This window comes from Psychrobacter sp. UBA3480 (assembly GCF_002377945.1).
Lineage (GTDB): Bacteria > Pseudomonadota > Gammaproteobacteria > Pseudomonadales > Moraxellaceae > Psychrobacter.
Genome location: NZ_DFQV01000021.1, coordinates 107,523 through 132,652 on the forward strand (window position 1 = coordinate 107,523; position 25,130 = coordinate 132,652).

Below are 25,130 nucleotides of genomic sequence, written 5' to 3' on the forward strand. Positions count from 1 at the left end.
ATTAAGAACGCCTCGGATCAAATGCATCACGCAGCGCTTCGCCGACGAAGATGAGCAATGACAAAATAAAGGTCAAACTAAAGAATCCTGACAAGGCAAGCCAAGGTGCATCAAGGTTGTTCTTCCCTTGTACCATTAGCTCACCAAGAGACGGCGAGCCAGGTGGCAATCCATATCCCAAGAAATCCAGCGCAGTCAAAGCGATAATATTGGCCGTTAGAATAAATGGCAACTGCGACAAACTAGAAGCTAACGCATTGGGTAAGATATGTCTAAGCATGATTTGGCTGTCCGAAACACCTAAATTGCGTGCAGCTCGCACATAGTCAAAGTTGCGGGCTCGTAAGAACTCTGCCCGTACCAAACCGACCAAACCCATCCAACCGAACAGTAGCATCATGGCGAACAGCATAATAATGCTGGGACTAAACAGACTGACCAAAATAATAATCATAAACAGCTGAGGCATACCGCCCCATACTTCCATAAATCGCTGCCCTGCCAGATCTACCCAGCCGCCATAATAACCTTGTACCGCACCGACGATAATCCCAATCAGTGCACCCGCAAGCGTCAAGGCCAGACCAAACAGTAACGACACTCGCATACCATAAAGTATCCGTGCCAGCACATCACGTCCCATATCATCAGTACCAAGCCAGTTCTGAGCATTGGGTGCTGCTGGATAAGGCAGACCAAGCTCGACGTTGGGCGTCTGGTCGGCAAACGGAATAGGCGGCATTATATAAAACCCTTGCTCATCAATCAGCGACTGCACTGCAGGGTCTTTATAATTGGTTTCGGTCTCAAATACACCGCCAAACGTCGTTTCAGGATAGGCTTTTAATACCGGAAAGTAATAATCGCCTTGATATTGAACCAGTAAAGGTTTGTCATTGGCAATGACGTTAGCTGCCATACAAATAACAAATATCACTGCGAAAACAAACAGCGATATCATCCCAAGTCTATTTTGACGAAAGCGATTGAGTCGTGCTTGCCAGATAGGGTTCAAGCGTTGCTTTTTTGTGGTAGATAGCTGCTCAGGCATTGGCGCTTTATCTGGTTCGCTATTAATAGTACTGCGATTTGGTGAAGGTTGATTATTTGACATTAGCGCCCCTCAAAGTCAATACGAGGATCGATTAAGTGATAGCTCAAATCACTGATTAACTGCAGTAGCAGCCCCACTAAGGTAAAGATAAATAGTGTGCCAAATATCACTGGATAATCGCGTTGTTGAATGGCTTCAAAACCTAGTAAACCGAGGCCATCAAGTTTAAAGATAATTTCAATCAAAAAGTTACCGGCAAAGAAGATACCAACGATAGCGGCCGGAATACCTGCGATAATAATCAACATCGCATTGCGAAAAACATGTCCGTATAGTACTTGACGCTCACCTAAGCCTTTAGCACGAGCAGTGAGTACATACTGTTTGCCCAGCTCCTCTAAAAAGCTGAATTTGGTCAGATAGGTCAAACCTGCAAAACCGCCTACAGTACTTGCCAGCAGCGGTAACGCCAAATGCCAAAAATAATCTTTTACTTTACCAAGCGCGCTTAGCTGATCAAAATTTTCGGACGTCAGTCCCTGTAATGGAAAGATATTCCAATAGCTGCCACCTGCAAAGAAAACCAGTAAAATCACTGCGAAGACAAACACAGGTATTGCATGTCCGATCGCTAGCAGCATAGCAGTGGCTTTATCAATGCCTGAGCCATGATGCATCGCTTTATAGACGCCTAGCGGAATAGCGATCATATAGATGAGCAACGTACTCCACAGCCCAAGCGATATCGAGACTGGCAGCTTCTCTATGATAAGATCGGTCACCGACTGCCCTTTAAAAAACGACTCACCAAAATCTAGCTGAGCGTAGTTCTTTAGCATGAGCCAAAATCGCTCTGGAGCGGATTTATCAAAGCCATATTGAGAATTGATCGCAGCGACCATCTCCTCAGAGAGACCACGCGTGCCTTGATAAGTACTGTCGTTGCCACCTGCACTGCCCGCACCAATATTACCGCCAAGCGCATTATCTTTTGCGCCCTGCTCAATAAGTGCCAGCTGCTGCTCAACAGGCCCGCCCGGTGCCGCCTGTACGATCACAAAATTGGCAAGCAATATCAAAAATAGTGTCGGCAATATCAGTAGTAGTCTTTTTAAGATATAACGACCCATAATGGCGACTTCCTAAATAAAGAGAGATAGCAATGACGTTCAGCAGCGAATTGTGGTGTATTAAATAGGTGCTTAAAAGCAAACTATTTGTTAAAAACTTACTTTAAAAGTTGTTTTTCAGCTCACGTAACGCTGCAAATACCGTTAACGACTTCTCATCATCGATAGGCATTTTGGATTTAACTCCTGCGATTACACTCGGCTCTTGTGTACGTAAAAACACATTTACCGTGCGCTCATGCTCTAGTGTCACTGGTAGCGTTGCCATGCCTTGTTCAGTTTGTACCTCTGCTCGTGCTAAGGCTTGCTGCATCGATTCATTGTCAGGTTCAATAGATAGACCAAAACGTAGGTTACTGGCCGTATATTCATGCGCCGGATACAGTAGCGCCTCATGAGGCAAGCCGTTCAAACGCTTAAAGCTCTCATGCAGTTGCTCAATCGTACCAGTAAACACACGTCCACAACCTGCACTAAACAACGTATCACCGCAGAAACAATGCTTTTGCCCATCGATATCTAAGATATATGCCATATGGCTAGCGGTGTGCCCTGACACATCCCAGACTTGCGCAGAGCAGCCCCATGCGCTCACCGTGCTACCATCTTTGATAGTTTGATCTTCATCGACGCCATGCTCACTATGCGCAACCAGGTGAGTCATCGGATACGATTCCTGTAACTCTGCGACACCGCCGATATGATCATGATGATGGTGAGTCGTCCAAATCGAGGTTAGCTCCAGTTCATGCGTCTCTAGATAATCAATGACCGGCTGGGCTTGGCCTGGATCGATGACAATCGCCTGCTTATTATTTTCATTAATCAATGTCCAGATATAGTTATCGCTAAATGCTTTAATTGGGTGAATACGGATACTCATGTTAAGTCCTTACCGGTAGTTATTTTTGTTACGTGTTATTTTGAGTTATCTAGGGCGTGTCCTCAATTCAAACGAGTGTCCTCTAAATGGGCTAAAAACAGCTAAATTTTGCCAAACATCGTCAAATAGTTGGTCAATATCTCGATATTATCTGCACTATTTTCCTCGTTTGACGGCAATTTATCTCATTTTTATCACCATTTTTAAAATGAGGACACGCCCTAATCTAACTGTTATTTGATAGCAATAGCATATATTTAATAAAACAACATATAGGCTCAGCTGTCCGTTGTTATCGGGTCAAGCTTTATAGTAAATACTGTTTATTGTTTTAAATATTTATTGATACGCCCTTCTGCCTCTTTATCCACCCACCAGTAATCGATACCAACAGCATTGGTTGGTAGTTTTTCAGTATGGCGATACTGATCCCAATAGGCGACATTGGTGCCAGATTTGCCGTATAGCGGTACGACATAATGCCCTGCGCGTAACAACCGATCTAGCACCTGCGTATACAGTACGATCTCGTCACGATTTTTAGCATTACCAAGGGCAGCAACGACCTTATCGACGGCTGCATTCTTGATACCAGCACTATTATGATTACCCGGCTCGTCAGCAGCAGCGCTACCCCAAAATGCCGCTTGCTCAGCACCAGGAGATAGACTTTGAGCAAACACGTCCACGACCATATCATAATCAAAACGGCGCATACGCTCATAATATTGTGGCCCATCGACTTGGCGCAATGTTGCATCAAATCCCAAGCGTTTTAGATTGCGAATATAAGGCAACAAGACACGGCCCATGGTCTCGCCTGTCATCAAAATCTCAATCTGAGCAAGCGATCCATCAAGTTGATATAGTTTCATATCCTCATAATAAAACCCAGCCTCTAATAGAAGCTGGCGCGCTTCTAATAATCCTTGACGATTAAAACCATTACCATCACTGGTGGATAGCTGCCATTCTGCTAATGTGGCTTCACGCTGAGTCAGTTCAAGCTCAGACAATAAAGGCGTCAATACCTGTATCTCTGCATCAGATGGCGTACCCGTTGCAGCGAGCTCTGAACCATGAAAGAAGCTCTGCAAGCGTTCATATTGCCCATGAAATAGGGTTTTATTCATCCATTCAAAATCATAAGCAGCTGTCAGTGCTTGGCGAACTTTGATATCTTGAAAGATTGGACGGCGCAAATTCATCACCAATGCTTGCATCGGTACTGGATTTTGACTGGTTATCGTCTCTTTTTGGATAAGCCCTGCTTTTACCGCCGGAAAATTATACCCAGTTACCCAGTTAGATGCTTTGTTTTCGGGACGAAAACGGTATTGACCAGATTTAAAACCTTCAAAGGCAATTTCATCGCTTTGATAATAAACAAACTTAATCATATCAAAATTGTAGCGGCCACGATTGACCATCAAATCACGACCCCAATAATTGGGATCACGTATATAACTTACCGAACGTCCCGCATCGACTCGACCTAATTTATAAGGACCACTACCCATCAATGGTGATAGGCTGATTTTCTCAAAATCGGTATCAATGGAAGATTTGGCAAATATAGGAAACTGTCCAACGGTTAATAAAATCTCTTTGTTTTCAGTAGACGCAAAGACAAACTTTACTTGTTGATCATTGATGATTTGAATGTCTTTGATATCACTTAGATAACTGCGAATATACATGGGGCCTTTATTCAATATCGCCTCAAAAGTCGCTTTTACATCGCGACTGGTCACAGCAGACCCATCCCAAAAAAGAGCATCAGGATTGAGATGATAGATAATCCAGCTCGTATCATCTGGATCATATGTCACTTTACTTGCCAGCTGCGGATACATGGTAAAAGCTTCATTCAATGAGCCAGTCATCAAAGTATCATACAGATAGTCTGTGCCAATCATCGCCACACCCGTAGTCATCCATTTATTGGCGCTATTAAACGTACCGCGAGCATCTAGAGAAAGCGTGCCCCCTGATGGCGCTTTTGGATTGGCATAGGGCATGTATGGCGCGCTGATATACTCAGTAGAGCTATTGTGACCAAGCGCTGTCGTCGTGATGGGTGCAGCGATACTGCTCGATATCCAGCTGACGGTAACGGTTAGCAAAACAGCTTTTAACAGGGCATTTTTTATTATCATGACGTTATAACAAACCTCTATGCTAACCAATATAAATATCAAAACGTAAAGCCTGACAGCAAAACAGCGTTATAGCAAAATTTTATCATAACAAACTTAGGTTTTTTAACCTAATGGTTTGCCGTGGATATCGCTTCATGGTGATAGCATTAAGTCATATCCACGGCAAACCATTATTACTACGCGCTAGCATGACCAAACTGTCTGTTTATACATATAAAAAAGGCGCAACCATGGTCAGTTGCGCCTTTTTCGATATGAGTTTATATATGAAAACTTTATACGCTAACAGTTATTATTTTGCTTAGGCGTGCTTTTTTTCAAAGGCAATCATAAAGTCAACCAACTGCTGTACCCACTCAAGTGGTACGGCATTGTAAATACTGGCTCGCATACCGCCTACGTCACGATGACCTTTTAGATTTAACAAGCCAGCTTTTTCTGACTCTTCTAAGAATACTTTATCAAGGCTGCTGTCTGCTAAAGTAAACGGCACGTTCATGATAGAGCGATACTTAGAATCTATTGGATTATTATAGAAACTGCTCTCATCGATTGTCTTATAAAGTAAATCGGCTTTTTGCTGATTGATTTTACCGATAGCAGCCACACCGCCCTGCTCTTCCAACCAATCAAACACTAACCCAGCTAAGTACCAAGAATACGTCGCTGGCGTGTTAGACATAGACTCTTTATCAGCTTGATGCTCATAGTTCAACAGCATAGGACACCATTCACTTGCTTGCCCCATCAAATCTTCACGGATAATGACAATAACCAAACCTGCAGGACCAATGTTTTTCTGTGCACCCGCGTAGATCATACCAAACTTAGACACATCTATCGGCTGTGACAAGATACAAGATGACATATCAGCAATAATTGGCGCATCGACTTGTGGCGGCTCAAATATCTGTAGGCCATGAATCGTTTCATTGGCACAATAATGAAAATAAGCGGCGTCTTCACTGATATTCCAATCGCTTTGCGCTGGTACGTCAGTAAAGTTATTCTCTTTACCAGTCGCAACTAGGTTAATCTCGCCCAAACCCAACGCTTCATATCGCTTGGCTTCCTTGATTGCTTTACCTGACCATGCACCTGTCGTCAAATAGTCACCGCGTCCGCCATTTAACAGATTCAATGGAATCGCAGAAAACTGTAAACTAGCGCCACCTTGCAAAAACAGCACTTTATAGTTATCTGGTATTTCCATAAGCGTGCGTAGCTTAGCTTCCGCCTTGTCAGTAATGGCCATATACTCTTTGCTACGATGGCTAACTTCCATGACCGACAGGCCGCGACCTTGCCAATCAAGCAGTTCGCTCTGTGCGCGCTCTAATACGGCTGTTGGCATGGTAGCAGGTCCAGCACAAAAATTTGGCAGGCGATGCGGTGTAGTAGTTGCTGTAGACGTTGGGGTTGTAGGCATAATCACAGTCCTAGGTATGATGAAATAAAAGGATGCTTTTTATTTCAGTTTGTTGATAAAGGCATTGGTATCGATGTTAGTTTTCATACAACTCAATGAGATATCTGCTCCCACAGTTGACGTTTAGCATCACTGTCTGCGAGCATTTCTTCTAATGTCGGTACAGTGGTCAGATTGGGATGTTGGAGGCCGTTAGGCAGCGCTGTCAGTGCAGCAACTTGTATCTCTTCACTCCGGCCAATTCGAAAGATATATCCTGCAAGACTGGCATTGGCAAGCTCAGCAGTATCCATACCGTCGCAAATCGGGAATGATGTTGTCTCGCAAGTGATTGATAGCGCTTGAATGATGTTTTGCCATAGTTTCTGACTGTCACTATTTAGCGCTTTGATATCAACCACTATTACCCAGTCACCATAGCGGCCACCTTGCAAGTCAAATGGTGCTACTTTTTTTAAGCTATCATCATTTATGCTGTCATCACTAGCACTCTGTGGAAAACTACTTTGCGGAAAATTATTCTGCGCAAATTGAGGTTGCTCAATAGGTGCATTCGTAGAGGTTACAGCAGTTTGGTTCGATGTAGTACTTGGGATGTCATGATAGATAGACCCAGTACTTGAACTAACAGTAGTTGAATCAACGGAATCAAAACTATAAATAACAGGGCTTTGCTCGCTAGCCGTCTGCTCAGCGGTAGCTTGCAAATCAGGATCATACTCATCGGCAACATAGCCCTTAGCATTGTAATCATAACCATCAGTCGATCGATCAACTGTGCCTAAAATTCCAACGCTCACTACTTCATTGTTACTAGACTCAATATCAGTGGAAACAATATTTGACTGCTCAACCGAAGCTGTCGCAATGTCAGCCATATTGATGGTTTCTGACTCAGGTTGTACCCACTGATTGATACCTATCATCGCTAGAATTTGGCGTTGCTGCACACGGCGCTGTAATACAGTTAGCGGGTCTTGGGTATCACTCATTCGACTCTACTATCCTACTCATTTTGTTTATATCATTTATAGATGTTTTTATGGTTTTGGCAGCTCTCATTAAGCATGCGCTATACTATCAATTAAGTAATAAATACATGCCCATCAAAACAGCTGTCGAATACCGAGCCAACGCTCTGATATTGCCAACAAACAATCGTATTCATCTTGGCTGATTATCGTATCGTGTAACATCACCGTATGCAACGTACTTAGCCATTGGCGATACTCATTATGAGTAGGCTGGCTCATTTCACTTTCATTATAATCTATTTGACTACCATCCTGTTGCTTCTCTCGATAATTATCAGCATTCGGATCACCTACCAAGCGCTTGATAAAGTGATTGGCAGAGACAGGAACCGCAGAAATAATCGCCAATAACTGAATGCTATTCAAGTGCTGTGCGGTCAATAATAGCCACTGTAAATTAACATCGCTTACTGTCATAAGATCAATATCAATCAAGCGCGCATGCCGTCTCAAATCTACAATATAATGCGCCACACTGTCAGTACCCTCACTCAATAGCGATTGGTCATGCAGTGAGATCATCTGGCCTTTGGCATCTTTTGATAGTCGATAAGCCAATAAGACAACAACTGATACTTCTGATTTACTAAGTCCTGTAAACGCCTGACTTGAAGGATCTAGTTGCGCCCTTACGTCTTCCATACCAGTCTTCAGTATTTGCGGCCATAGAGACTGCGCGTCTGTATCTTGTAAAACTTTAGACAATATCGGTAGCAACTGCTGCAAATGTAGCGCTTGCCATAGTGATAATATTGGCGATTTTTTTTGTGCTAAAGCTAATGGGTTATTCAGAACAATTGCATGAGAGCTATCACTAGCTATATTTTTATCTGACGAATCAGAAGCTAAGCTTTTGGTTAAGTCAAATGTCAGCTGTTGGTTAAATAACTCAAATATGCCCTGCTGATATCGCAACAACATCGTACGGCATTTCTCTTGTTTTTTATAGTACTGATGACTGTCGTGACTATGATCGTGTTTACTTTTGAGCTTTAGATTTTCGATACATAGTTCAGATAAATTCTTTTGACGCAATTGGTTTAAGGCGAGTTCAATCAAAGCGCTGTCTAAACGCCTATCCAAACTGGCTACTACTGTCATCAGCTTAGTATCTATCCTATGCGGCAATACTTGCTCATGGGAAGTCGAGTCAGTAGCAACAAAGAGCCCGTCATTCCAAATATCATTCAAACTATACATGGCAGTTGTTGATAAGGGTTGATACTGATGACAAAGCAAGACAGCTTCGACTAATGCTAGCGCACCTAAAGGATGATGACTATGGTTGAGTATGTACTGAGGTAGTGATACCTTTTTAATATCATTAAACCCAATTAATGTGTTTTCTGGTAGGTCAGCGTCAGGTTTGGACTGCCACGGTTTTAATAGCTGATGAACGCCAACGTCTTCGGCCTGTACTTGAAGCCGCCCATCGACCACCACATCAGCTTCTACGGCAAACTCTAAACCGTCATCAATCTCTAATTCGCCATTATCTTTATTACGATTTTCGCTTATAGATTCAGCAAGAACTTTTGCGTCACTTATCTGTTTATTGTCTCTTATATTAATCGTTGCAGCTGTTTGAGTCTCAAATACTGACGAATGCTGCACGTTTCTTTCTGGCAAATATTCACTTAGGCTATTTTCTTTTGTTGCCCCCCAATCACCTAAGCGTCGTTGCCTATATATTTCTTTGACCTTTTGCTGATTTATTCGCTTTTCTTTGGCGACTTGTACCGCAAACTCATGATAAGCATCCGCATTAATAGCGCTCATACGCTCAGTCAAGCTTGGATGTGTGGCAAACCATGACACATCACCCAAGTCTGCCCCACTACTAGCAAAGAAAAAATGACTGAGTCCATTGATATCGGCGATGCCAGACAAACGCGAGCCGAGCGAGTCTTGATGAATAGCTTTTAAGGTTTCGATAATCGCAGGCATACGTGTTAACTGAACGCTGGTGGCATCAGCAAGTAGCTCGCGCTCACGATTAAAACTGTGCTTAATCAACTGCGCGCTTGCCATACTAGAGAAGCTCAAACCATGCAGTAGCAATGTCCAGACACTACGCGGGGCTTGACGATCTATTATAGGTGGCGTTTGCACCCATTTAGACTGACGCTTGGCTGAGGACTGCTGTTGTTGTGATTGCTGCTGCCAATAAGCGACCCATTCACTATGCGTGGTGAAATTAGCGGTTTGCGCTTCTGTATTGCGTGCAAGCGTATCAACCTGTCTCTGTGATAGAAACTTTTGGGAAATACTATCGCTATCAAAATAACGGTAATTAGATATTGGGTCACTCCAGTCGTATAGTATCTGCAAGCCTGCCAATACCACCATCAGCTGTAAATTGAACGTAGCATCACCGTGCAATATATGACCATATTCATGACCAATGAGTCCGTATAGCGCCTCATCAGACAGTTTATCTAACGCACCTTGAGTAACGACGAGTACCATATCTGAGCTATGGCGACCAGCGACGAAACCGTTGATACCCTGCTCGTCAGGTAGCACGTACAAAATAGGGGTTTGCAAACCTGCCGCAATGGCCAGTTGTTGAGCGATTTCATAGTAGCGACGATAAACGGGCGGAAAATCGCGCTCGTCACGTACTGCTATATGACGTGAACTATAGCGAACCTTTTCTTCAGCTTCGTGTTGATGAGCGACTCCTTGACTGTGCTCCCATGCTTCTTGGCTGTTATCAATGAATAGCCTAACCGCCCCTACTCGCTGAGCAATAGCGCGACCACCTGCTCGCAGGCGTCGATATTCTAAAAAACTACCACCAACGAAACTACCTAACGTCAAGACAATGACCAGAACCAATACCCAATGATATATGCCGCCTGTAAATACTGTCAGCAGTATAGACATGACAGCCAGTCCTACAGCCATATGAGCAAGTACAATCAGGAAAAACAGTCCATAAAGTAATAGACTGCGCCGCGTACGTATCCGCTGTTCACCAAAAAAATCCATCAGATTAGGCTGCCTAGAGTTCGCCAAAATTATCTAAACCTTAGCCCATATTGACAATCGGTGCCTGAGCAATCGCTTCTCTATCTTCAAATACCAACGGACTGAGTGGACGAAAGCCAAACGTCGTACTAACGAGGTTATTAGGAAAGACTTCGCGATCATTATTATAAAACATTACGCTGTCATTATAATGCTGACGGGCAAATCCGATGCGATTTTCCGTATTGGTTAGTTCGTCCATGAGTTCCTTGATCATACTATCGGCTTTGAGCTCTGGGTAGGCTTCGACGACAGCGGAAAATTGACCCAACGCTTTAGACAGCATACCTTCTGCTTTTGCAAACAGTGCCATATGCTCTAGCGAGTCTGGCTGATGCTTATTAGAGTCTTGTAGATCTTGGGCATGATTGCGCGCGCTAATGACGCGAGTGAGTGTTTCTTCTTCATGACTCAAATAACGCTTGGCAGTTTCGACCAAATTTGGAATCAGATCATGACGACGCTTTAATTGCACATCTATTTGAGCAAAGCCATTCTTTGCTTGGTTCCGTGCGCGTACCAATCTATTGAAAATGGATACCCCAAACACAACCACCAACACCAAAAATGCAATGAATAGCCAAACAAACATCTTCATAATCAAACTCCAAGGTGTCTAGAATGTTAATAAAAAGTTAATACATTGTATTTTAACTCATATTAATCAATAAAACCTTAGAACTAGATCGGAACTATAAAGGAAATCGAACAGGAAATTAAATTGAAAACTACATAAGCAATTAGCTAACCATCAGACAAAAATTTGACCCAAAAAAAGCCCTTTACAATGAAGGGCTTAATACATTACAAATATGTCTTTGATACTTTATAAATATAATTAGCAAATTTTAGGCAAAAAAAAGCGACTCCATCAGCACATCCTCGGCACACACTATAACTATTACCGTTGCTACCTTCCGGTCCTGGCGGGATTCATAGAACAATGTTGCGAGGCTACCAATGGAGCCACCAGTCGCAAATTATACAAGAAATTTTTAATTTTACAACCCCTATCTTAAAACTGTTTGCTTTAGGCCCTAAATAGCACTGTCATTTAGTTCATTAGCTCAGGTCCGCAATGTATGAGCACAAATTATATCAGTAACTTAGGTCACAAAATTCTCACAGCAACTTATATGAATTTTGCTATTTTAGTGAATGAAGTTGCACCCATGTCGATTTCTAGAGAACAATAGGGACAACTTTTCATGTATGAATGAGCGTTGATAATTGTCATTTATATATTATTAGAATCAATTTAGGAGATAATAATGAAAAATACTTTATTGAATAAAGCAGCACTAGCTTCTGGTACGGTTTGTCTCATGACAGCGATGATGGGTAGCGCCCATGCAGAGCCAACAGGCTATGATCAACTGACATTTCAGACAGAAATAAAAGAAGAGATTCAGAACGACGAAGTACGCGCCAGCTTGTACAAGAAAGCACAGGCCACTGACTCTAAAACTTTAGCTACAATGCTTAACACCTCAATCAACAATGCTATGAAAATCGCCAAGCACTACCCTAGCGTGACCGTGAGCACAGGGCAACAGCGCACCTATCCACGCTACGACAAAAACGATAAAATCATTGGCTGGACAGGTCAAGCAAACATAGACTTAAAAAGTACAGACTTTTCAGCGACTAGCCAGCTTATTGCTGATTTGCAAGAAACCTTAGTGATGGACAATCTTAACTTTGGTGTATCAGACACCAAAAAGGATGCGCTAGAGCAAAAATTAATGACCGAAGCCTCTCGTGCTTTTCAGCAGCAAGCTAAGAGCCTTACCCGCGCGTGGGATGCTCGTGGCTACCGCGTCGTCAATGTTAACCTAAACACAGGTAGCAACTATCCACGTCCGATGTATAGCGCTATGAGCATGAAATCAGGAATGGCAGACGAGTCAGTACCAAGTCAAAGCTTTGAGTCTGGCAACAGTACTATTTCGGTGACTGCTAACGGTACTATCGAGTTAACTAAATAAGACAGCTTATAGTTCAATAAAATAAGTGATTTACATTAAAAAAGGCAAGCATCGTTAACGGTGCTTGCCTTTTTATTTTGCTAGCGATATCTATTCATGATATTCAATCGTTATTGAGACCATTATTGTGACTTAGCAACTTCCTGTTGACGCAGTTTTAGCATCAATTTTTGATACCAAGCGAGCTTTTGATAAGCCAGCAGCTGCGCTGCCTTTCTTTTGTTGTCTTGCAATGTGGTCGTGTTTTGAATCACATATACAGTACGTGTAATTTGCTCAAGTGTTTGGCCAGTTTCGCTTTGTATAATGGCCTTAATTGTATGAGTACCTGGCAAAACATCAACAGTAGCAATAGACGCGCTCAAACCTTGTGCAACCTCTTTGTCATCAAAATAAATACGGGCACTATCCCCTACCTGTAACGCAGGCTTAATCTGCACATTGACATCGATATTCTGTACGGGACGACGATAGGCTCTCTCTTCGCTAGGTTCAGTAATGGCTAACTGATAGTTTACTGGCGTGGTAACCTTAGTATTTATCGCAGGCGACTCAGTAGCAGTCACTGTCTGCGACGCATTTGATGATTGGCGACTTGTATTAGGATTGGTTGTCGTATTCAGACTAGTTGATCTGCTCGTCTCATTACCCGTCGTAATAGCCATTTGACTGACTTGTTTGCCAACTTGCTGCTCATAATCCTGTGGACGGTCGGTAAAGGTGACTTGACCGGTTTGCTCATCGACCACTTTGTAAATAGGTGCAGCATTCGTGAGAGATGTACAAAGACTAGCGAGAGCAACCGTAGTCCATAACCCAACTCTAATCCTACTCTTCAAGAAACTCGGTTTTGCTAATAAAGTCATAATCCATCAACCTAGATAGTGTCTACTATTAATATAATTTTATAAAACTATTATGCGTGAGTTTTGACATGAAATCAGTAGCGATTTCAAAGAAAATTCAGCAATTGGACTGATACACTTTATTAATACGCATAAAAAAACCAGCCAAGTTAACCTTAGCTGGTTTTGTGACTCAAAATAAATGAGTGTTTTAGCGACTAATTAGCAGCTGTAGTACATGTCAAATTCGACAGGGTGTACAGTTACGTTCAAACGTTGTACTTCTTCTTCTTTCAAAGCAATAAACGCTTCTAGCATGTCTTCAGTGAAGACATCACCTTTTAATAAGAAGTCATGATCGTCACGCAATGCTTGTAGTGCAACGTCTAAGCTCTCTGCAACCGTTGGGATTTGTGCTTCTTCTTCTGGTGGCAAGTCATACAAGTTTTTGTCCGCAGCTTCGCCTGGATGCATTTTGTTTTGGATACCGTCAAGGCCGGCCATCAACAATGCAGCAAACGCTAGGTATGGGTTAGCCGTTGGATCAGGGAAACGTGCTTCTACACGTACCGCTTTCGGACTGCTTACGTGTGGAATACGGATAGATGCTGAACGGTTAGATGCTGAATAAGCAAGTTTGATAGGCGCTTCATAATGTGGTACTAGGCGCTTATAGCTGTTCGTTGATGGGTTAGTAATCGCGTTCAACGCACGAGCATGCTTGATAATACCGCCAATGAAATACAATGCTGTTTCAGACAGACCAGCATACTCATCACCAGAGAATGTGTTTACACCGTCTTTTGAGATTGACATATGTACGTGCATACCTGAACCGTTATCACCAACGATTGGCTTAGGCATAAAGGTCGCTGTTTTGCCAAACTGATGCGCAACGTTATGAACAACATATTTCAATTGCTGAACTTCATCCGCTTTACGTACCATCGTGTTGAATGCAACACCGATTTCAGACTGGCAAGAAGCCACTTCATGGTGATGAACTTCAACCGAACCTTCACCAACGATTTCTTCGATGCGTTCACACATAACAGCACGCATGTCATGTGAGCTATCGATCGGTGGTACTGGGAAATAGCCGCCTTTCACACGTGGGCGATGCGCCATGTTGCCCCACTCGTAAGTCTCGTTAGTCGACCATGCTGCTTCTTCAGCCGTGATCTTATGACTAACGCCAGACATATCGACTGACCATTTAACATCGTCAAATACAAAGAATTCAGGCTCTGGACCGAAATAAGCAGTATCACCGATACCAGTAGACTTTAAATACTCTTCAGCGCGACGTGCGATAGAACGTGGGTCACGGTCATAACCTTGTAGCGTTGATGGCTCGATGATATCGCAAGTCACTACCACAGTCACCGCGTCAAAGAACGGGTCAACAAAAGCAGTTTCTGGATCAGGACGCAAGATCATATCTGACGCTTCGATACCTTTCCAACCGGCGATTGATGAGCCATCAAACATTTTGCCATCTTCCATGACATCTTCATCAACGGTATGCGCTGGGAAGCTGATGTGCTGCTCTTTGCCGCGTGTATCAGTAAAGCGAAAATCAACCCATTTAGCATTAGAGGATTGGATAAGATCTAATAGTTTATTCGACATGAATAGTCTCCGTTGTGTTGATCACGTAATTGCGATTTAAAATTATTAATATGATGTTCTTGTCCAAGAATGTCAGATGTGCTCTCAATACTAAAACAGCGCATTCGATATTATGCTTATTATCAGCACTATTTTACGTATTAGTCAAGATGCTCATCTAAAGCGTTTACTCAATCAGACCAATATTTGTGCACATGGTCCAACATACGCCAATTCAATCCTAACGACATTCTAGCAATATATAACTCATAATGCTGAACTCTTCGGGCTCTTGTTAATAATTATTTTTAGACCAATTTCTTGGCTTTAAAAATAATCATAACAGCAATAATGCAAAGGCTATGCCAATGTATTGGCACTCCAACCACAGATATAGTTGTAGGCAGATATAATTATCAATATTTACAGTGATTTATACGATTAATATCGTTATATATTCATTAATTCCCATCAAATTCAGTTTTAGAATAGCACTTAATTAGAGCACCAGCTGAGAACCAAAGGCACTTAATTGGTGCAAATACAAGTATGTAAATTATTGAAATGCTACTTTCTGGTGCAATGTTAATAGCTGAACTTATAACATTGGTTCCGACTACGTTATTTTATTTGTCGACAAAATAATAAAAAATATGTTTTTACTTGGTGCTTACTTAGATAGCCCGTACCCTACATTTGATAGAAAACAAAATAGTGGTAAGATAACCGCGCGCAATAACCTCCTCTGTTATAGTCATAGCTGCTTGTGTTCGGCAATCAAGTGATTCGATAACAGTGAGAACAAATTTCATGTTAAAAATATAATAAAACTGATAAGTTGAAGCCTTAATGATTTTGATGATCGATAATTACGATAGCTTTACGTACAATATCGTACAGTACTTCGGTGAGCTAAAGCAGGACATCACTGTCTGGCGTAATGATCAGGTCAGCATTGAGCAGATTAAAACCCTTGCACCTGATGTTATTGTGATTGGCCCAGGTCCGTGCGATCCTGACCGTGCAGGTATTTCGCTGCAAGCCATTGAGACATTTAAAGGAATTATTCCTATACTGGGTATTTGCTTGGGTCATCAAGCTATCGGTCAAGCCTTTGGCGGTCAAGTAGTCAAAGCCGGCGAAGTCATGCATGGCCGTTTATCAGCTATCTATCACAACGAGCAAGGTGTGTTTGATGGATTACCTAACCCGTCACAGGTTACGCGTTATCATTCGCTCGTCATTGACAAGACAAGCCTACCAGACTGCTTTGAACTTACCGCATGGACACAAAATGCCGATGGTAGTATTGAGGAAATCATGGGTATCCGCCATAAGGAGCTGGCTGTAGAAGGTGTTCAGTTTCATCCTGAGTCGATATTGAGCGAAGCAGGTTATCAATTGCTCAATAACTTTTTACAGACTCATGGCTTGGCTACTCTGACATCCGATGAGCTACCACAAGTTGGCTAGATTTGCCTAAAAGCACTTTGGTAAAAAATGCTGCTTTCATGAGCCTATGCCAAATTTCACACAGATTCATATAAAAAATAATAGTAAGCGAGACCACAATGAGTACGACAAAAATAGAAGAAACGCACACGCCAGAGAGTATTACAAAATTGTCTGACGAGCAAACGCATCAATTGCTAACCACAGCTTTGGGTAGAATATTTCAACACATCGATTTAACTTTTGATGAGATGTATCAAGTGATGCTGATTATCATGCAAGGTAGATGCAGCGACGCTATGATGGGCGCTATCTTGACGGGATTACGCATGAAAGGCGAATCCATTGACGAGATTACTGCTTCAGCCAGCGCCATGCGTGCACTAGCCGCCAACATTGAACCAAAGAACTGCGATTACTTGGTAGATATCGTTGGTACTGGCGGTGATGGTGCTAACTTGTTCAATGTCTCAACTGCATCGGCATTAGTTGTTGCGGCAGCTGGTGCACAAGTTGCTAAGCACGGCAATCGCGGCGTCTCGACCAAATCTGGTAGCTCAGATTTGCTTGAGCAAGCAGGTATCAGTCTTGCGCTTACGCCAGCTCAAGCAAAAGACTGTATCGAAAATCAAGGTATCGGGTTTTTATTTGCACCTAATCATCACAGCGCCATGCGTTACGCCAACCCTGTACGCCGTGAGCTAAAGGCACGTACTATCTTTAATATTTTAGGCCCATTGACCAACCCTGCTGGCACGCCAAATTTAGTCATCGGTGTGTTTACCGCGCAGTTATGTGAGCCGATTGCTAAGGTGATGAGAAACTTAGGCGCACGTCATGTCATGGTAGTAGGCGCAAAAGATGGTCTTGATGAAATCAGTCTTGCAACCTCGACCACAGTCGCTGAGCTAAAAGATGGCGAGATATCAGTCTATGACATGATGCCAGAAGATGCGGGTATCGAGTCCCAAACTCTTATCGGCCTAGATGTCGACTCTCCAGCACAAAGTTTAGAGCTGATTCGTGCTGCGCTATCTGGAGCCGACACTCATGACCATGCCGTACTTAAAGCACGTGATATGATTGCGCTAAATGCAGGTGCCGCGATATACATCGCAGGACTTGCTAGTAACTACCCTAACGGTGTTAGCCGAGCACAGAAAATCATTCAAAATGGCGATGCTTTACTCAAACTTGAATCTTTAGCCAACTATACCCAACAGCTAGTCGCTCAAGGTTAACTTATAAGCACTCATCTACTGTCTATAGTCAAAGAAATCTAAAACGGATACAAGGCAGCCGACCACAGATTGTACAAATCGTACATCTAGGACGGGCAACGCCGTAGCCATTTAGTAGTTATTAATAGCTCTCTGACTATATTTACATTTAACGATATTCGGATACCAGTATGACCACAATCCATTCAGACATACCGTCAGTGCTACAGCGCATTGTCGCCACCAAAGTAAAAGAAGTAAAAGCCGCTCGCGAAGCATTGTCTTTAGAGGACTTGAAAGCACAGGTCGCAGCTGATGATAAACCGCGTCGAGGTTTTGCCGCGACATTACGTGCTGCTGGCACTAAAGAAAATGGTATCGGTATCATTGCTGAGATTAAAAAAGCCTCACCGTCTAAAGGTATTATCAATCATAACTTTACCCCTGCTCTATTTGCGCAGCAGTATGAGCAAGCAGGCGCTAGTTGTCTGTCTGTATTGACCGATCGTGATTACTTTCAGGGCGATGACAACTACCTTATTCAGGCGGCTAATACCTCAAGTCTACCGATATTACGTAAAGACTTCATGATTGATGTCTATCAAATCTATCAATCTTACCTAATGGGCGCTGACTGCATCCTACTCATTATGGCATGCCTAGATGATGCGCAAGTGCAAGAGCTACATGCATTGAGTATTGAGCTTGGTATGGACGTATTGATAGAAGTGCATACCCAATCTGAGCTTGAGCGTGCGCTACAATTGCCACGCTCAGTACACAATATTTATGGTATCAATAACCGTGATTTAAATACCTTCGATGTTGACTTGCAAACCACGCTTGATCTTAAGAATATTTTAAACGACGCACTCGCTGCTGATAGCGCTAAACAAAAACCACTTATCGTGACCGAGAGTGGCATTCATAGCAGTGATGATATTCGTCTCATGCTAAGTAATGAGATTCAGCACTTTCTAATCGGTGAGCAATTTATGAAAACTGATCATCCAGGGCAAGCGTTACAATCCTTACTTGCGGGCGTCGCAGCGGACGGGTAAAGTAACTCAATAATTTATGCTTAAATATATGCTAATAGCTTGAACAATGTCTGCGCTATATACATAGTTCAATCAACCATTCATCAATCAACGATACGTTAACTTTTATGTCAAACTCTCTGTTTTCAAAAGAAATGCAAGACCAGCTCAAAGAACTTAAAGGCCAGCTGAGCAAGGGCCGTGATACCAATTCACCTGAAGGTGAGAATCAAAAGCCGACTGAGCCAGTGTCGCTACCGACTCAAAAGCAAGTAAAAAAGACAGTCAAGCAGCTAGATAGTGAACACATCGATGACGATAAAGTTCTGTTTATGCAAGCCATGCATGGTGTCAATCAGCTAGAAGACAAAAATGTCCGCTCACCTGCCAGCGCAACTAAAGCAGGTAAGCCTGATGCAGCGACACTATCAAAACGTGCGGCGGCTCAAGGTAGTGAAGCCAGTGATTTAGGCGCAGGCTTGTCAGATATGCAAGCACTACTGAACCCTGTTGCTGCTGAAGCTTATTTGTCTTATAAGCAGCCTACACTGCAAAATAAAATCTTTGATCAGCTCAAAAAAGGCAAGCTGCGTTGGTATGATGCGGTAGATATCCATGGCTGTACAATAGAAGAAGCTCGCGAAGCGATGACTCAACTATTGAGCCAAGCCAAGCAAAACAACGAAACCATGGTAAAAATCGTCCATGGTAAAGGTAGCGAAGCGATTCTAAAAACCTGTATTAACGGCTGGTTACGTCAATTGCCAGAAGTATTAGCTTTTTGCTCTGCGCCACCAAAAGATGGTGGTAACGGTGCTGTACTAGTACTACTTAAAAAACCTAAAGCAGATGGCGAATAGGTCTATTGTTAGTGATACGGTACTATATAAAAAGGACTGCTTATTTGCAGTCCTTTTTATATCAATCACTTATGGTTTAGACGTAGACTGCAACGATGTTTCCTTTAATGAATGCTCTCTTTAATGTACATTCCATTTAATGTTAGCTTCTCATTCTGCATTAATATCTTTACTTGAGCTCCTTCTAATTAGCAAAGCGAAATCACTATGAGCATACAGACTATTGAAAACACCAACGAACTAGAACGGCAGATTGCTGCGTTGATCGTACTTGAACCAAGGTTTGCTTCTGTGCATAAGCAGGTCGGGACACCTAATCTTAGGCATAACGCAGGTGGGTTTGAGCAGTTGATGAGAGCGATGGTCGGTCAGCAGCTATCAGTTGCCGCCGCTGCCAGTATTTGGAAACGGTTGGTTGATGCAGAATTGATTACCCCGCAAGCAATACGTGAAGCGACAGACGATAGTTTGAAGACGCAAGGATTTTCTAAGCAAAAAACTCGTTATGTACGCTCTTTAGTGGATCATGATATAGACTTTGCAGCCTTAGAAACTTTACCAAATGAAGAGGTCATAACAACTCTAACAGCTGTGACAGGCATTGGGCGCTGGACAGCTGAGATGTATTTATTATTTTCATTAAAACGTGCAGACATACTCGCTGTTGATGATTTGGCCATTAAAGTTGCAGCCATGGAGTTGTTAGGCTTAGCAGAGCGCCCAACACCCAAGCAGCTTAAAGACCTAACTCAGCACTGGTCACCTTGTCGCAGTGCTGCCAGTCTATTGCTTTGGTCGTACTACGGCTCATTACGTGATAAAACCGCAGTACCTTTATAACTAATTGGGCAAAAACTGAGCTAGTGTTATTCATTACCATTCGTGAGCAAAGAGTCTCTTTTAAGGCTGGTTCCATATAGAGAAGCCAGACTTGTTTTTAGTGTGCTTAAACTTACTTTTTCTTAGCATATGACTTTTATGCTTTAGTGCCTTAAGCGCACCACTTCTGCTGACGGTCGCCATAGAGAATTTGTGGTGACTTGCAACATCATTTTTAGCCTTGTCGCTATCTTTACGAATATCAACGCCATCGTCGTTGTAATCTTTCCTGTATACGCTTGTGTTTACTTCCTTGTTATCAGACACTTCATTATTAGCAGAGTTACTACTGTTATCTGATTCATTTCCTTCTGCTGATTCATCAGTACTACTTCCCACATGATGTTCAAGCTCCGTTTGATTAACAATCAACTGCTGAGTCGGCAATGCATGTTCTACTTTATATTTCGCGACTTTCTTTAATATATCGACAAACAAAGCGTTTTGTTTGTCATAGAACTCAATGATACCAATAGCATTCACATAAGCTTGCAACTGAATAACATAGCAATCTTGGCGCAGCTCCAAAATATTGACCTGATTCCATTCTTGATTGGTCAAATCATGCTCTTTTATAAATTCATCCAAGTCATTAACCATTTTGAATATTACGTCAAGATCAGCGGTACGCTTAATATATAAGTAGTGGAAAAAACGAAACATATCGCGAGAGGTAAAGTTTTCGATCTGCATCGATGAAAAGTCACCATTTGGTACCGTAACAATCGTCCGCGACAAGGTCCGTACACGCGATGAGCGAATACCAATGTCGATAACTGTGCCTTCGTAAGTACCAAACTTACAATAGTCACCGATACGCACAGGTGAATCTGCGACGACGACGACACTACCAACTAAGTTTTCAATTGTCTTTTGCGCACCAAGGGCCAACGCCAAACCACCCACACCCAGTGCGGCAATACCAGTGGTCAAATCAAAACCCAAATTGCCAAAAATAACAATCACTGCAAATATCAGTAATAGCGCTTTGACGACCTTACGCAGCAGTCCCAAAATTGAGACACGCTCAGTATAGTTTTTCTTGTAGCTCAGATTTACCGCTCGGGTAAATATCGCATCGATCACTCGTAATAGTAGCCAAGTCAGCGCCAACCAAGAGGCTATATCCGTAAAGCGATTGACTGGCTCACGTAGTGTCACCGATACGCCTGCATAAACCATCACTTCTGATAGTATCAATGCCATAATGACCACAGAGAGTGGCAATATTACTTTGTTAGGTAACGGCAATGGCGTACCACGCAAATACGGATAAACAATCCTTAATAAGTGGTATAGCAACCATACCGCGACATAAGTAAGTACAAAGCTAGTCACAATCATGGTGAGCGCGGCAACCAAATCAGCTAGCTGATAGCCGAAAAGCTTTTTACCATCTAAAGAATCAACCGTGTAGCGCGATACTAAGGTCGGCTCAGTATTTTCTATCACTTCTGGTACTGAGGTCAACGTATCGCTAGAGAACTGCCAATATTGCTCATTCTGTTTTGAGACCACCCTTTCGAGTAGTAACGGAACACTTCGCTCTCCGATATTAATCACACCGACATTTTCTTGGCTAGGTGGCAGCTGGTCAGTTAGATTACCCTCAGGTGAGTTACTAATCTGTAGATCCGGCTGAAAACGCCCACCTGCATCTAGTGCCTGTTTAAACTGTCGCACAACGGTCGTTGGGTTATCGGACTTTGATAAGTTGAGATAATTACTTGCCAGCAAATAATCATTTTCACCCAGCGCACTGATAAACCCTTGTACCGTATGACGCGGCGTATCTCGGCCAAACGAATCAGGCAATGGCGTACTTACTGTCTCTCCACTACTGTCATTACCCACTCCAAGCGCACCAGCCTCGACAGCATAAGCATTATTTGGCAAGGCAATGCTCAACAGCATAGTCAATAATAACATTGCGACTATAATTGGCATTTTAGTAATAGCAGAGAATAAATTAGGCAAAGGACTGGGAGTCAGATTATGCTTGATAGACAAAACAAACCTCTTAGTTTAAAAATGGCATGATAAATGACAGGTGATGTCCATACTATAGTAACAATTATTTATAACAGCAGTACTTTTGATTACGCAATTTTGTAGCTAACTGTATTGGTATTTGATTTTTTACTCTATGTGCATTTCTAATAATAAGTATTTATTAAGACAGCTTTCTCTTATAAAACTAAGAAGATGCTCATAAAATATTTAGGTAAATTAATTTTTAATAGACTATTTAGTAAGCTAACATGAATGACATTCAGCCTATCCTGAATAAAGATTAGGTTAAAGTAGTTTATAAAGCAGGTTAATTTGTAGATAATGAGCACAGTTTTGCTTATATACTGTTTTTTGTAACTTTTGACCCCTTTTACGTCATAATAGTTACTTCTCATTTCTGCATTTCTGCATTTTTAACTTGATTACTTTGGAATCGACTATGTCTGTATCACGTGCATCTTCACGTACCTATCTTCGTTTAAGTATTTTGAGCGTTCTTAGCTTACTTGCAGTAAATACTGCAATGGCAGCTACCGCTCAAGATACGGCTATCAGTAGTAGTGACTTACCACAGGTTGAGCTTGATGAAATTGTCGTGACAGCCACTCGCACACCTGCTAAGACAAGTAATGTAATTGCGCAAACACGAGTAATCGATAAAGAAGAGTTACAACGTTATCAAGGTCAAACCGTTTTGGACGTACTCAAACGTCAGCCAGGCATTGCTTTTAAACAAAACGGTGGTCTTGGCGCTTCTTCAAACTTTTATATGCGCGGCTACGATAGCAAACAAGTCCTCGTATTGATTGATGGTATACGTTATAGCTCAGTCAGTGCTGGAGGCGCCGCGTTAAACTTGCTACCTGCTGATCAAATTGATCGAATTGAAGTTCTCTATGGTGCATCAGGTTCTAGCATCTATGGTGCGGATGCGATGGGTGGTGTGATTCAAGTATTCACTAAAGGCAGCAATATAGATCGAAGTAGCATGTCAGTTACCGCAGGTATCGGCTCAAACGATCATTACGTATATGGTGCGAGCGCACAACTTGCCAATACTAATGGTACTACATTAAGCCTTTCGGCCAGTCACAACGAAACAGATGGTATCAATGCGACCCGACCAGATCCCAGTAATCAAAACGACCCTTATAACAAAGACGCTGATGGTTTTGAGAGCGACAGTGTAAGCTTAGCAGTCAATCAGCGTTTTAGCGACACGTTACTGACAGGTGCTAGCATCTTGTATAGTAAATCCACTACTGAATATGACGATGGTACTTTTGAAGACGCTCATGCTGATCAAGAAAACGGCGCAGCACAAGCTTATGTCGACTGGCAATATATGCCTGATGCCTCTGTTAAGCTCCAATATGGTCACTCTATTGATAAAAGCGAGTCTTATGCTAAGTATCCAAATGTATTCGATGGTACTCAAGACCAGATTAGCTTAGTTGGTAAAAACAAGCTGCTAGCTGGTGAAGGTGTTTATGGTCTCGAATACCTCACTCAAGACTTAGACAGCACGGCTTACAGTATTGATGACCGTAATGTCAAAAGTGCCTTTGCTGGCTATGTCATCGCCAATGACCGCTTTGATGCACAAGCCAACCTACGCTACGATGATGACTCACGCTATGGTGATGAAACCACCTATAATTTGGGCGGTGCAATGCATCTTAGTCCTGATTTCCGCGTTGGTGCGAGCTATGCTAAAGGCTTCCGCGCACCTGTTTTTAATGATTTAAGCCCTGTATATAGTGGTAACCCCGATCTAAAGCCTGAAACTAGCGACAACTACGAAGCTTTTGCTGAATACAACACTCTGCTACAGTCTACACGTCTCACTGGCTATTATAATGATGTTGAAAATTTAATCAGTTACGTCGCAAGCCCTACGCCTAGCAATCCTTATGCAGGAGCTAGTCAAAATATCAATGAAGCTAAAATCAAAGGTATCTCATTAACTTCTGACTGGGAAATGAACGACTATCTGTTTGGCGGCAGCTATGATTACCAGAAGGCAGAAGACAGTAGTGGTGGAAGTGATGATGGCAACTCTCTTCCCTACCGTCCTGAACACAAGGGCTTGGTATATGTCGGATACCGTCTGCCAAGTTTAGATATACGCGCTGAATATCAGTATGTAGGGGACTATTACAGCAGAATTACCAATACTGACTCTCAATTTGTAGACAACTATGGATTGCTGAACATCAGTGGTAACTACAAACTTACTGATAATTTATCTATGACTGCACGTCTAAATAACATCACTAACGAAGAGTATATAACAGATATTGGCTATAATACTGACGGTATTAACTACTTTACCTCTCTAACCTACAACTGGTACTAATTTTCTCTTAGTACTATTTGGACTGTCTGAAATGAGAATAAAAAAGGTCATCCATCGATGGCCTTTTTTATTGCTACATATTACCGCTTCCCATCTTACGTGCCTATACCGTCAGCTATTTATGTTATCCAAGAGGTG

Annotated in this window: 18 protein-coding genes and 1 other RNA gene; 7 read left to right on the forward strand and 12 right to left on the reverse strand. The window is 42.4% G+C overall.

Features of this window, described 5'->3' with window-relative positions:
* Nucleotide 1: 1 nt before the first annotated feature.
* The 9 genes from B2863_RS10100 to ffs all read right to left on the reverse strand — a co-directional run bounded on the left by B2863_RS10100 (nt 2) and on the right by ffs (nt 11,688).
* Nucleotides 2-1,051 carry an ABC transporter permease gene (locus tag B2863_RS10100; protein ID WP_414706934.1) on the reverse strand — a complete coding sequence of 350 codons (1,050 nt, stop codon included), beginning with the start codon at nt 1,049-1,051 and terminating at the stop codon, nt 2-4.
* 62 nt (nt 1,052-1,113) lie between these two features.
* Nucleotides 1,114-2,184, reverse strand: a complete 1,071-nt coding sequence (gene yejB, locus B2863_RS10105) for a microcin C ABC transporter permease YejB (RefSeq protein ID WP_296209990.1) — start codon at nt 2,182-2,184, stop codon at nt 1,114-1,116.
* Nucleotides 2,185-2,287: 103 nt separating this feature from the next.
* Entirely contained in the window at nt 2,288-3,067 is a 780-nt protein-coding gene (gloB, locus tag B2863_RS10110; protein ID WP_057760343.1) for a hydroxyacylglutathione hydrolase, read from the reverse strand.
* Between the two features lie 323 nt (nt 3,068-3,390).
* Nucleotides 3,391-5,223, reverse strand: a complete 1,833-nt coding sequence (locus B2863_RS10115; RefSeq protein ID WP_296210085.1) for an extracellular solute-binding protein — start codon at nt 5,221-5,223, stop codon at nt 3,391-3,393.
* 307 nt (nt 5,224-5,530) lie between these two features.
* Entirely contained in the window at nt 5,531-6,658 is a 1,128-nt protein-coding gene (gene serC / locus B2863_RS10120) for a 3-phosphoserine/phosphohydroxythreonine transaminase (protein WP_296209992.1), read from the reverse strand.
* Between the two features lie 92 nt (nt 6,659-6,750).
* Nucleotides 6,751-7,650: a DNA polymerase III subunit psi gene (locus B2863_RS10125; RefSeq protein WP_296209995.1), complete on the reverse strand. Its 900-nt coding sequence runs from the start codon at nt 7,648-7,650 to the stop codon at nt 6,751-6,753.
* A 114-nt stretch (nt 7,651-7,764) separates the two neighbouring features.
* Nucleotides 7,765-10,713, reverse strand: coding sequence for a M48 family metalloprotease (locus B2863_RS10130; RefSeq protein ID WP_296209998.1), 2,949 nt, complete (start codon nt 10,711-10,713; stop codon nt 7,765-7,767).
* 13 nt (nt 10,714-10,726) lie between these two features.
* Complete coding sequence (locus B2863_RS10135; protein WP_238068067.1) at nt 10,727-11,323, reverse strand: LemA family protein; 597 nt, start codon at nt 11,321-11,323, stop codon at nt 10,727-10,729.
* A 268-nt stretch (nt 11,324-11,591) separates the two neighbouring features.
* An RNA gene (gene ffs / locus B2863_RS10140) (signal recognition particle sRNA small type) lies at nt 11,592-11,688 on the reverse strand.
* Between the two features lie 308 nt (nt 11,689-11,996).
* On the opposite strand from ffs, the gene B2863_RS10145 reads away from it, so the two are divergent.
* Nucleotides 11,997-12,713, forward strand: coding sequence for an SIMPL domain-containing protein (locus tag B2863_RS10145; protein WP_296210002.1), 717 nt, complete (start codon nt 11,997-11,999; stop codon nt 12,711-12,713).
* A gap of 122 nt (nt 12,714-12,835) precedes the next feature.
* Here B2863_RS10145 and B2863_RS10150 read toward each other — a convergent pair whose 3' ends face one another.
* A complete protein-coding gene (locus tag B2863_RS10150) occupies nt 12,836-13,579 on the reverse strand; it encodes a DUF4124 domain-containing protein (RefSeq protein WP_296210004.1) in 744 nt (247 codons plus the stop codon).
* A gap of 201 nt (nt 13,580-13,780) precedes the next feature.
* Nucleotides 13,781-15,190 carry a type I glutamate--ammonia ligase gene (gene glnA / locus B2863_RS10155; protein ID WP_057760355.1) on the reverse strand — a complete coding sequence of 470 codons (1,410 nt, stop codon included), beginning with the start codon at nt 15,188-15,190 and terminating at the stop codon, nt 13,781-13,783.
* 828 nt (nt 15,191-16,018) lie between these two features.
* On the opposite strand from glnA, the gene B2863_RS10160 reads away from it, so the two are divergent.
* The 5 genes from B2863_RS10160 to B2863_RS10180 all read left to right on the forward strand — a co-directional run bounded on the left by B2863_RS10160 (nt 16,019) and on the right by B2863_RS10180 (nt 20,581).
* A complete protein-coding gene (locus B2863_RS10160; protein ID WP_296210006.1) occupies nt 16,019-16,642 on the forward strand; it encodes an anthranilate synthase component II in 624 nt (207 codons plus the stop codon).
* Between the two features lie 98 nt (nt 16,643-16,740).
* Complete coding sequence (gene trpD / locus B2863_RS10165; RefSeq protein ID WP_296210009.1) at nt 16,741-17,862, forward strand: anthranilate phosphoribosyltransferase; 1,122 nt, start codon at nt 16,741-16,743, stop codon at nt 17,860-17,862.
* A 170-nt stretch (nt 17,863-18,032) separates the two neighbouring features.
* A complete protein-coding gene (gene trpC, locus B2863_RS10170) occupies nt 18,033-18,902 on the forward strand; it encodes an indole-3-glycerol phosphate synthase TrpC (RefSeq protein WP_296210013.1) in 870 nt (289 codons plus the stop codon).
* Between the two features lie 107 nt (nt 18,903-19,009).
* Nucleotides 19,010-19,741: a Smr/MutS family protein gene (locus B2863_RS10175; RefSeq protein WP_296210016.1), complete on the forward strand. Its 732-nt coding sequence runs from the start codon at nt 19,010-19,012 to the stop codon at nt 19,739-19,741.
* Nucleotides 19,742-19,948: 207 nt separating this feature from the next.
* Nucleotides 19,949-20,581: a DNA-3-methyladenine glycosylase family protein gene (locus tag B2863_RS10180; RefSeq protein WP_296210019.1), complete on the forward strand. Its 633-nt coding sequence runs from the start codon at nt 19,949-19,951 to the stop codon at nt 20,579-20,581.
* A gap of 60 nt (nt 20,582-20,641) precedes the next feature.
* Here the strand turns inward: B2863_RS10180 and B2863_RS10185 are convergent, their stop codons facing one another.
* Nucleotides 20,642-22,567 carry a mechanosensitive ion channel family protein gene (locus B2863_RS10185; RefSeq protein WP_414706935.1) on the reverse strand — a complete coding sequence of 642 codons (1,926 nt, stop codon included), beginning with the start codon at nt 22,565-22,567 and terminating at the stop codon, nt 20,642-20,644.
* Between the two features lie 505 nt (nt 22,568-23,072).
* Between B2863_RS10185 and B2863_RS10190 the strand changes: the two genes are divergently transcribed.
* On the forward strand, nt 23,073-24,992 hold the full coding sequence (locus B2863_RS10190) for a TonB-dependent receptor plug domain-containing protein (RefSeq protein WP_296210025.1): 1,920 nt from the start codon (nt 23,073-23,075) through the stop codon (nt 24,990-24,992).
* The last annotated feature ends 138 nt before the right edge of the window (nt 24,993-25,130 follow it).